This window comes from Lentzea waywayandensis (genome assembly GCF_900115955.1).
GTDB lineage: Bacteria > Actinomycetota > Actinomycetes > Mycobacteriales > Pseudonocardiaceae > Lentzea > Lentzea waywayandensis.
Map to the genome: position 1 here is coordinate 17,056 of NZ_FOYL01000023.1, position 8,645 is coordinate 25,700.

The 8,645-nt window shown below is 68.6% G+C and carries 1 protein-coding gene; it reads right to left on the reverse strand.

Going from position 1 to position 8,645, the window contains the following annotated elements; genetic code table 11:
* Positions 1-8,645 (reverse strand): hypothetical protein (locus BM417_RS45135; RefSeq protein ID WP_177320983.1); only part of this gene is annotated, 8,645 nt, incomplete at both ends.

Here is an 8,645-nt window from a genome sequence, read left to right on the forward strand (position 1 = left end):
GGTGACGCCCGCGGCCGCCAGCTCCGCGATCGCGCGGACATCGCTCCCTGGCGATGCCAGGAAGGCCTGCAGCGCCTCCGCGTTGCCCCGGCGGGCCAGGTCGATCAGCGTCGTGCGGGCGAGCTGGACGCGGCCGTCCATCAGCTTGACCAGACCCGCCACGTCGCCGCGGTCACGGCGTTCCTGCAAGAGTGTCTCGCTCGCGACGATCGTGATCTCCACGCGGGCGGCCTTCGCACGGTCGGCGGTCCTCGGCTCCACGACGCCGTAGATCTCCGCCCTGCGCACGAGCTCGTTGAAGGACCGATCCTTCCGGTCCGCCAGATGCGGCGCGATCAGCTTCACGTGGTTGTCGACGTACGAGCTCAGCTCTGTCAGCGTATTCGTCGCGCGTTGTCGTGCCTTGGCCTCCGCGTGGGACTTGACATCCTCCTGCTGCCGGTACGACGACGCCGCCATCCGGCCGTACCCGGTGAGCTGGAGCACCGGCAGCGGGCGGTCCGGATCGCTGTGCTCGACCAGGATCTCCGCGAGCGAGATGGCCAGCCGCTTGAGCTCCTTGCCGTCCTTGATCGCGTCGACCGGTTTCTGAGCCGTCGTGTCGAAGTGGATGACGGTGTTCAGCGCGCTGAAGTCCCACGCCGCGTCGGTGCCCGTGCCCAGCCGGACCGGCCGTCGGACCTCGCCCTTCTGGTAGACCCAATACGCCTTGCCGGTGGCCGTGAACAGGCCACTCCTGACCGGCACGCGCACCCACGCGAAGCGGAGCCCACGCTTCCCCAAGACCTGGTCTACGACCGCGGTGATCTGGTCGCGCAGGCCGGGGTGGGCGTTCGCGATGTACCGCAACGCCTCCGACACCACCACATCCGCCTGCGCGTGCTTCGCCTGTACCTCGCCATACAGATTGTCCAGATGCAGCAGGCCATCGTTGCCCGTGACCAGGGCGCGGATGCGTTCCACCACCTTGTGGATCAACGCGATCGTGGCGGCCCGGTCGGCCAGGGTCAGTTGTTCAACGGCGAGCTTCGATTCGTCCGGCGCGTACACCCAGCCCGCTTCGAGTGCGCGCTGGATCTCCGCCAGCTCGGCGTCCGCATCCATCGGGAAGAGGTTGAGGTGACCGCCGCCGAGCACCTTCAGGACAGGCCGCTGCTCGAGCACGACGTCGATCTCGTGCGTCGCCGCGGCCACCCACGCCTTGCTCCACGAGGCCGCCAGCCCCTTGGCAAGGTCGAAGGCGAACCCGCCCGCCCGGCGCTGTGCTCCGGCGTACGGCGTGAGCAGCAGGGCCGGCTTGTAGTCGCGCCCTTCGCGCAGGTGCGGGGTGACGAGACCCGCGAACGCCATGCCGTTGATCCGCACTTCGCCGACTCCCGCGACGGTCACGACCGCCGTGTGCTGGTCGGCGTTCACGACGATCAGATCGAACCCTGCCGGCTGCGGGCCCGCTTGGAGGGTGCGGCCCTGCCGCGTGAGCCGGGCTTCGTGGACACCGGACGTGGCCAGCGCTTCGAGCACCTCTGGCGACCAGGTGCCTTTGACCGTGGGGAAGACGAGTCCGCGACTCCCCAGCCGCTTCGACCTGGCTGCGGATGCCGGGAAGCGGCGTTCGCGGCCGGCGGCGTCGCGACCCGAGATCAGTTGCCGATTCCAGTCGACCACTTTCTGGAGCTGTGCGTACGGTGTGCCCACGATGGCTTTGGTGAGATCCTCGATCTCCGCCAGGCTGCCGCCGAGCAGGTCAGCGACCAGCGCTCCCAGCGCGTCGGCGTTCCACGCCTTGCCGACGTTCATTGTCACGTGGGCGTCTTCGCTTGCGTAGAGCACCTGCACCCGGAACTGGTCGGCGCTCACGGGCAACTTCGTGCCGGGCCTGAACACGCTGTCCACGCCGATGACGAGGTCCCGCCAGAACGCGTCCCGCTGCGTCGGAGTCGTGTCGTGGCCGAAAATCGGTCGGATCTTCAGCTGCGCCTCGCGCACCCACGCGCCGGGATAGACCTCGACGCGCGCGATGTCGTACTTGACGCCCGCCGCCCGCACAGCTGACGTCTGCGTGTGGTCCCGCACCTCGTCGAACTCCGCAGCGCTGACCGGTGCCTGGGCCATCAGCTTGGCGAGTGCGGCGAAACTCCGCACCTTGAAGTGCTGGTGCGCGAGGGCCAGCAGCAACACATCGGCCACGTCCGGCGTTGCGCTTAACCGCAGTTTCCTGAGCACCTCGACGAGGGCCTCGGCACGCCTCAGGACGGAATCCTCGATCAGAGGGTCCATATAGGACATCAGCCTGAGCGCGGCCGCGCGGTTGGTCAGCGTGTCGAGCTTGCCGGTGAACTTCGGCCCCGGTTGGTAGGTCCACCGCGCCTTGTGGGTGCGGGAAAGCTCCATGGCGATGTACTCCGGCTTGTTGCCTCCGAAGAACTGCAGGTAGCCGCCGTCGGGCACGAGCAGTGTGGTGGCGCGCTCAGGAACCGGCTTGCTGCCGGCCGCCACCTTCCACATGAGGTCCAGCTTCACGAGATTCCGCTGCAGCTGTTCCGCCAGCCGTTCATACCGCTGCTGGGTCTGGGGGGACGACATGCCCGCCAGCACGACGAGGCCGTTCTTCGGGTATCCGTTGAACACACCGAACGACCGCAGCAGGTGCGCCAGCGTGAACCCGCCCACCCGCACGTCGCCGAGGCCCGGCACGTGCACGAGTGCATCCGATCCGGTGACGCGCACGGCGACCACGAACACGCTGTCCGATGACGGCATGGACAGATCGATGGAGATGATCCGCGATTCCCCATGCTCACGGAGGACAACGGTCACGGACCGGCCCGGCGTCAGCAGCCACTGACGCAGGCCCGATGTGGAGTCGGAGTCGGGGCCCAGGAGGTCGACGCCGACCACCTTGCCTCCGTGGCGCTGGAGGGTGTGCGGCACCTGCTTGGTGGTGATGCGCACGTCCCGCGGTTCGCCTTCATCCAGCACTTGGCCGGGCACGACGAGGCCGCCCCACGTAACGCCAGGCACACGTTCGACGCGCCACTCGTCCTGAGGCTCTTGCGTGCGCTGAGCATCCGGGCCGTGCAGGGCGTCCTCGGCACCCCGCGCACCCGCGTAGCCGCCGCTGGTGCGCTTCGAGCCGAACGCTTCGCGCAGTTCCTCGGACATCTCCTCGGCCTTGCGGAGCCGTTCAGCCTCGGTAAGGCCGCTGTCAATCCGCAGCCGGTTCGCCACGAGGTAAACGATGCCCTCGTACACACGGCGGTACGCAATGTCGTTCGGGTGCCCGACCCCGATGACCGGCGCAGGCGTGGCATGGCGAGCCGTCACGACCCGGATCGCCTGCTCGAGCAACGCTTCCCGATCCGGCTCCCCGTCGACGACGCCCTTGGCCAACGCGAACGACCCGGTCCACCTGGCCTCCACCTCAGGGTCCACGAGCGGTGTGCGTCGCGCTCCGGCTGAGCCGGTGACGAGCGTGTGCTCGAAGTCCGCCGACTCGACGACCACGGTGCCTGTCTGCTCGGCGGATGCCTTGGCTGCCAACAGGTTGAGCGCGGCGACCGGGTCCTCCGCACTGGACGCGGGCAGTACGGCCTCCACCTCGCCGAGCAGAGCGACGAGCTCGGCGAGGCGGTCCGGCGAGCCGGACAGGGCGTTGTGTACCTGGCCCTGCCTGTCGAGCAGTTCGAAGGACCGCGCCATCCTCTCCGCGTCACGATCGGTCAGCAGGGTCAGGATGCCCGCCAGGACACCACCCAGCACCTTGGCGTTGTCGTCGCGGCTCAGCACGGCGTCGGTCAGGCCGAAGAGTTGCGCCTGACCGTGGGCCGCGGCGAGGTCCTTAGCGACCTGATGTGGGGTGTCTGAGGCGGCGACCAGGTCGACGATTTCCTGCAACGCCACCGCTGTCGCGTCCGAGCGGACGGAGCTCGCGGTGAGCCGGCCCGCCAGGCCCTCCTTCTCGACCAGGGCACGCGCCGCCTCCGGGTCGATGCCGACGTCGGTCTCCGACATCGCGGGGTGGCCGGACGTACCGAGCGCGACCACTTCCCCCGGTGATCCAAGTCCGAGCTCCTGCCGCAACGCGTCCACGTCACCGGCGGGAACCACGTCGGCGGCGCGACGCCACAGCTCCGAAAGGGCCGCCTCCTGATCGCTGACGTCGATGCCCGCGCGGGAAGCGAGGTCGAGCAGGTCCACCTGGTCCGCACGGCTCGGGAACGGCGTCGGCTTCGCCAGCCGGTCGAGCGCGCGGATGACCTTCCGCTCCAGCGCACCAAGCTCGGCGATCCCGAACAGCGCCAGCGCGCGCTCCTTCTCAGCCGCCTCCAGCCCACTGGGGAGACCGATCTCCTGCCCCAGGCTGACGGTGAAGTCGTACCCGTGCTCGACCGCGAACGCCGACAGGTACTCGACCATCCCCTCGGCTTCTTCCAGCGTCGTGTTCTTCTGCTTCTGGCCGAACAGATCACCCCAGTTCACGACGACCTGGCGCACGTCGCCCCAGGACATCCCGCCGTGGATCTGCGCCTCGATGTACCAGCCGACAGCCGCATAGCCGTCCTGCTCGACCCGCATGCGCAACTCGGAGTCGTAGCGGAAGCCGGTGATGTCGGCGAGCGCCAGCCGTACGTTCTCGTCGTGGCCGTGGGCCAGCAGACCGAACAGATGACGGCCGTCGGTGTAGGACGACACACCCCCGGCGCCGTGAGTGGCGCTGGCACGCGCGGTGTAGGTCGTTCGGTTGCGCACCTCCTCCTTGAGGTGCAGCACGCTCGATCCGTAGGCGAACGCACCGGCGTGCTGTACGCCGGAGTTGAGCGCCGCGTAGGCGGGCAGCTCCCCCGGCACCGGCGGCGCGAAGCCGGAAGTCCGATCGCGGCGCTTGGCGGGGTCGCCGGCGGTACGGCCCAGCACCGCGCCGTAGCCGAACTGCTCCTCGACCCAGCCTCGATCTGCGGCGTGCACGGGTGCCGTGCTGAAGCCGCTCTCCCAGAAGTTCGGGAAGTGGTCGGACGAGGTGAGGAACTCCGCTCCAGTCGGCCGGTGCCGCCCCGGCACCACAGGCACTCCGCTAGGGGTCCGGCCGAAGTCGACGTTGCGCGCCAACGGCATCGACTCCAAGTGGAGGTGTACGGCGTCGAGGATGAGCGCCATCTGGTCCGGATCGTCCACTGGGTAGGTGGTCCCGAACACGCGGTTGAGATCGCGGATCTTGGCGAGCGCCAGAGCCTTGTTGTCCTCTTGCAGGCTCGCACCCTGGTTCACGGCGATGGCCAGCGCGTTGATCTGCGTCGAGGTGAGGCCGGCCCGGCCGATGCCGACGAGCCCACCCGCGCGGACCGCATCGGCGTAGCTGCGGGCGATGTCCCCGTAGCCGCGGGCCAGCAGCGTCTCCATCACGGTGACCGCCTCGATCAACCGACTCACGTCGGACCTGCGGATCGGAGCCGCCAGCAGGTCGTCGAGCACGCCTGTCTCCGCGAGAAGAACAATCGCGTCGCCGATGCGATCCGCCAGTTCCTGGGCGGGGCCGGCGGAAACAAGCTCGCGTTCCACGTCGTTCACGAACTTGCGGACCACGCGACGCACCGCCGCCGGGTCAGCGACGCGGCTCTCGACCTCGGCGACGGAGCGAGTGAGCAGGTCAAACGCCTCGTCGTGTTTCTGGGGCTGCGCGCTCTGCGGGTACTCGGCGGTCAGCGTGGCGCGCACAGTGGCGGTGCTCGCCAGGTAAGGCACCGTGGCGCCCTCCACATGAACGTTGCGCAGCACCGTGTCCACGGACAGCTCGGCGGCCCCGCGCGGCGTCATGATCGACAGGTACCGCCGCACAGCGGCGTACAGCTCCGAATGCGCCTTTTCGGCCTGCTTCGTCCCCGCTCTCGTCGCGGCTTCCGCGTCATTGAACAGCCCGGTGCGGCCGTAACCGACGATACGCACATCTGGCAACGGAATCCCATCCGCGGTGTTCTCGATCGCGATCTCGACCAGCGTGCGGGCGAACTCGTCGAGCGCCCCCCGCTTCTCGGGCGTCCCCGCGAGGGCGCCGTACGCGGCACCACCGGACGCGGGCACGAACTCCGCCGCAGCGGGCACCGTGGCTGCGGTGAGTGCTGGCGCGGTCTCGCCCAGCGGCACCAGCCGGATCGGGCGGCGGAGCTCCTGGGAGTCCCACACCGCCTTGCCGGTCACTGTGAACCGCGCCCTGACGAGGTCGCTCAGCGCGGTGGTCCGCCAGGCGCCCTTGCTGAACTTGGCGGTCGTCATCGACGACACCGCCGGGAAGTCCTCCTGGTGCGCGGCGATGTACGCAAGTACCGCCGTCTCAACGAGATCCGGCCGCTGGTGCGCGAGCGCCGCCTCGTGCACCGCGGTCAGGTCGAGGTCTCCACCGCGCTGCGGAACGGACTGGCGCGCGGCGTCGACGACCGAGCCGACCAGTTTCAGCGTGCCCGCTCGATCGCCGATCGGGATCTTCGCGTTGGCCGGGATGGGCCCCCGGTCGGCGTAGGACCACTCGTTCTCCAGCGCGGAAACCAGTTCCGCGACGATCGCGACGTCGTCCGCCGTGGTCGTGTCCCCCACGACGGCGATGTGCCCGCTATCGAAGACGGACAGGCTCGGCTTCGTTCCGTCACCACGTCCCGCGGTCGGCCGGTACGATCCGACGGTCGTGGTCCCGCCGGCGACGCGCCGCCTGAAGTTCCTGCTGGCCAACACCTGCTGCACGTCGTACAGGAAGCTGTGACCCTCCGGCGGCGCCGCGATATTGCAGGACCAGATCACCACGAGGCTGCCGTCCGGCCGTCCACTGAGGATGCCGGTGTCCTGGGCGACGTCGACGAACCCCTCCGGCCTGACGTGGACATGGCCGATGGAGTCGACCTCCAGACGAACGACCTGTGTGTTGCCGTGCAAGACGAAGACCGAGGTGGAGTCGTCGTCGACACCGCCGATCGTGACCGGCAGCACCTTGTCGGCGGCGGTGCTGTGGAGAAATATCGCGCTCGCCCGCTGCCGCATGCTGATCCACTTGCCCGCACTGGGCCCGTCTGTGGTGAAGAGCGCGCCGACGTCCTTGCCGTCACGCTGGACCAGCGTCTTCGCCACCTGCCCCGTGGTGAACCGTCGGGGGCGGCCGATCGAGTCGGTCCCAGACACCCACAATACCTCGGTGTTGTCCGGCAAGTCGTTGTGCGCCAACGTCTGCAAGCCGCCGGGGACGTACTGGTCGTCCAGTGCGGTGAGCTGTGCCTCCGTCAGGCTTAGGCCCGTCCACGGCGTCGCGGACGCGTCGAACGCGCCGAGCAGGTCGGCGACGTGCTGTGCGAGCACCTCGGGTGCGCTCTTGCTCGTCCACAAGGTCCGGCTCTCGCGCCAGGCCGCGTTGCCGCCGACGAAAACGGTCGCGTGTGCGGTGGGCTTGTCGGAGCGGATCAGCCGCACCCGCAGCTGGTCTCCACTGTCCGGCAGCTCCAACCCCGTGTTGAACCACGCCTCGACGACGCCGTCGAGAGCGGACCAGAACGCGGCCTGCTCCGTCACCGAGACGGTCGCGAAGTTCGTGCGCAGCTCCAGGCTGATCTCCCGCACGGTGACGCCGTCGAACTCGATCCGCCGCACGTCGAAGTGCACCTGGCCGCGATCGTTGCTCGTGCGCACCTCGTTCACCGGCGCGCTCGACCGGACCATGTCGATCTCCGCCACGGCGACCAGACGCTTGGGCACGACCGCGTTCTTGAGACCCGGATCACCGATGTCCTGCGGCAGCCCCATCGCGGGTCCTGGCTCGACCACAGTCGCCGTGATCGAGCCGTCAGCCGCACGGTTGAACTGCTTGAACCTGCCACCGTCCGTGACGAGGAAGACCGTTCTCCCAGTCGCCGTCGCGGTGGTCGAGCCGAAGAACTGCTGCACGGTCATCTTCCCGAAGGCGTCGAAAGCCGCCGAGCCAGGACCGTCCAGCGCGGCGGGCGAGCAAGTCAGCAACACCGCCTCGGTGAACATCTTGCCCAGGGTCTTCTTGGTCTTGTGGAGGAACCAATCCTCGACGATCTGCCCGTACACGCCACCGGTCGCTTTCATCGCACCGTAGCGGTTGTCCAGGAACATGAAGAACTGCGGCGTGGAATGCCCGAACAGCAGGAAAGCGCGCTTGTCCCACGGCTCCTGCCGAACCTGCAGGTTTTCGCTGTCGGCGTAGTAGCGGCCGTCGCCGGAGTCGACAAGAGTGGCGTAGGCGATGCCACGGTCAGGGGCGCTCCGCCAAGCGTGCTCGAAGTCGAGGCGCTTGCGCCGGTAAGCCTCGTCGCCACCGGACGGGAATGTCGCCCCGATCACGGCTTTGGTCACGGGGTCGCGCACCGACACCACGGCGACGTGCCGCGAGCCCACCCACCGGGGCTTGCCGCTCAGATCGTAGGCCAGGTAGGGGTTAGTCTGCGCTTCAGTGCTGCCCAGATCCATGTCCCCCTTCGACGACGGCGTGAACCTGCGCCACTTGGCGTCGGTCAAGTGGACAAACCTGGGGACGTCCGCATCCGCGTCGGACATGCCGGTGTCGAGACCGAGAGCTTTGATCGGTGCGTGCACGTCGACCGGGCCGATCTTCGCCGACAGCGCACGCTGGAAACCGAAAGCGGCGC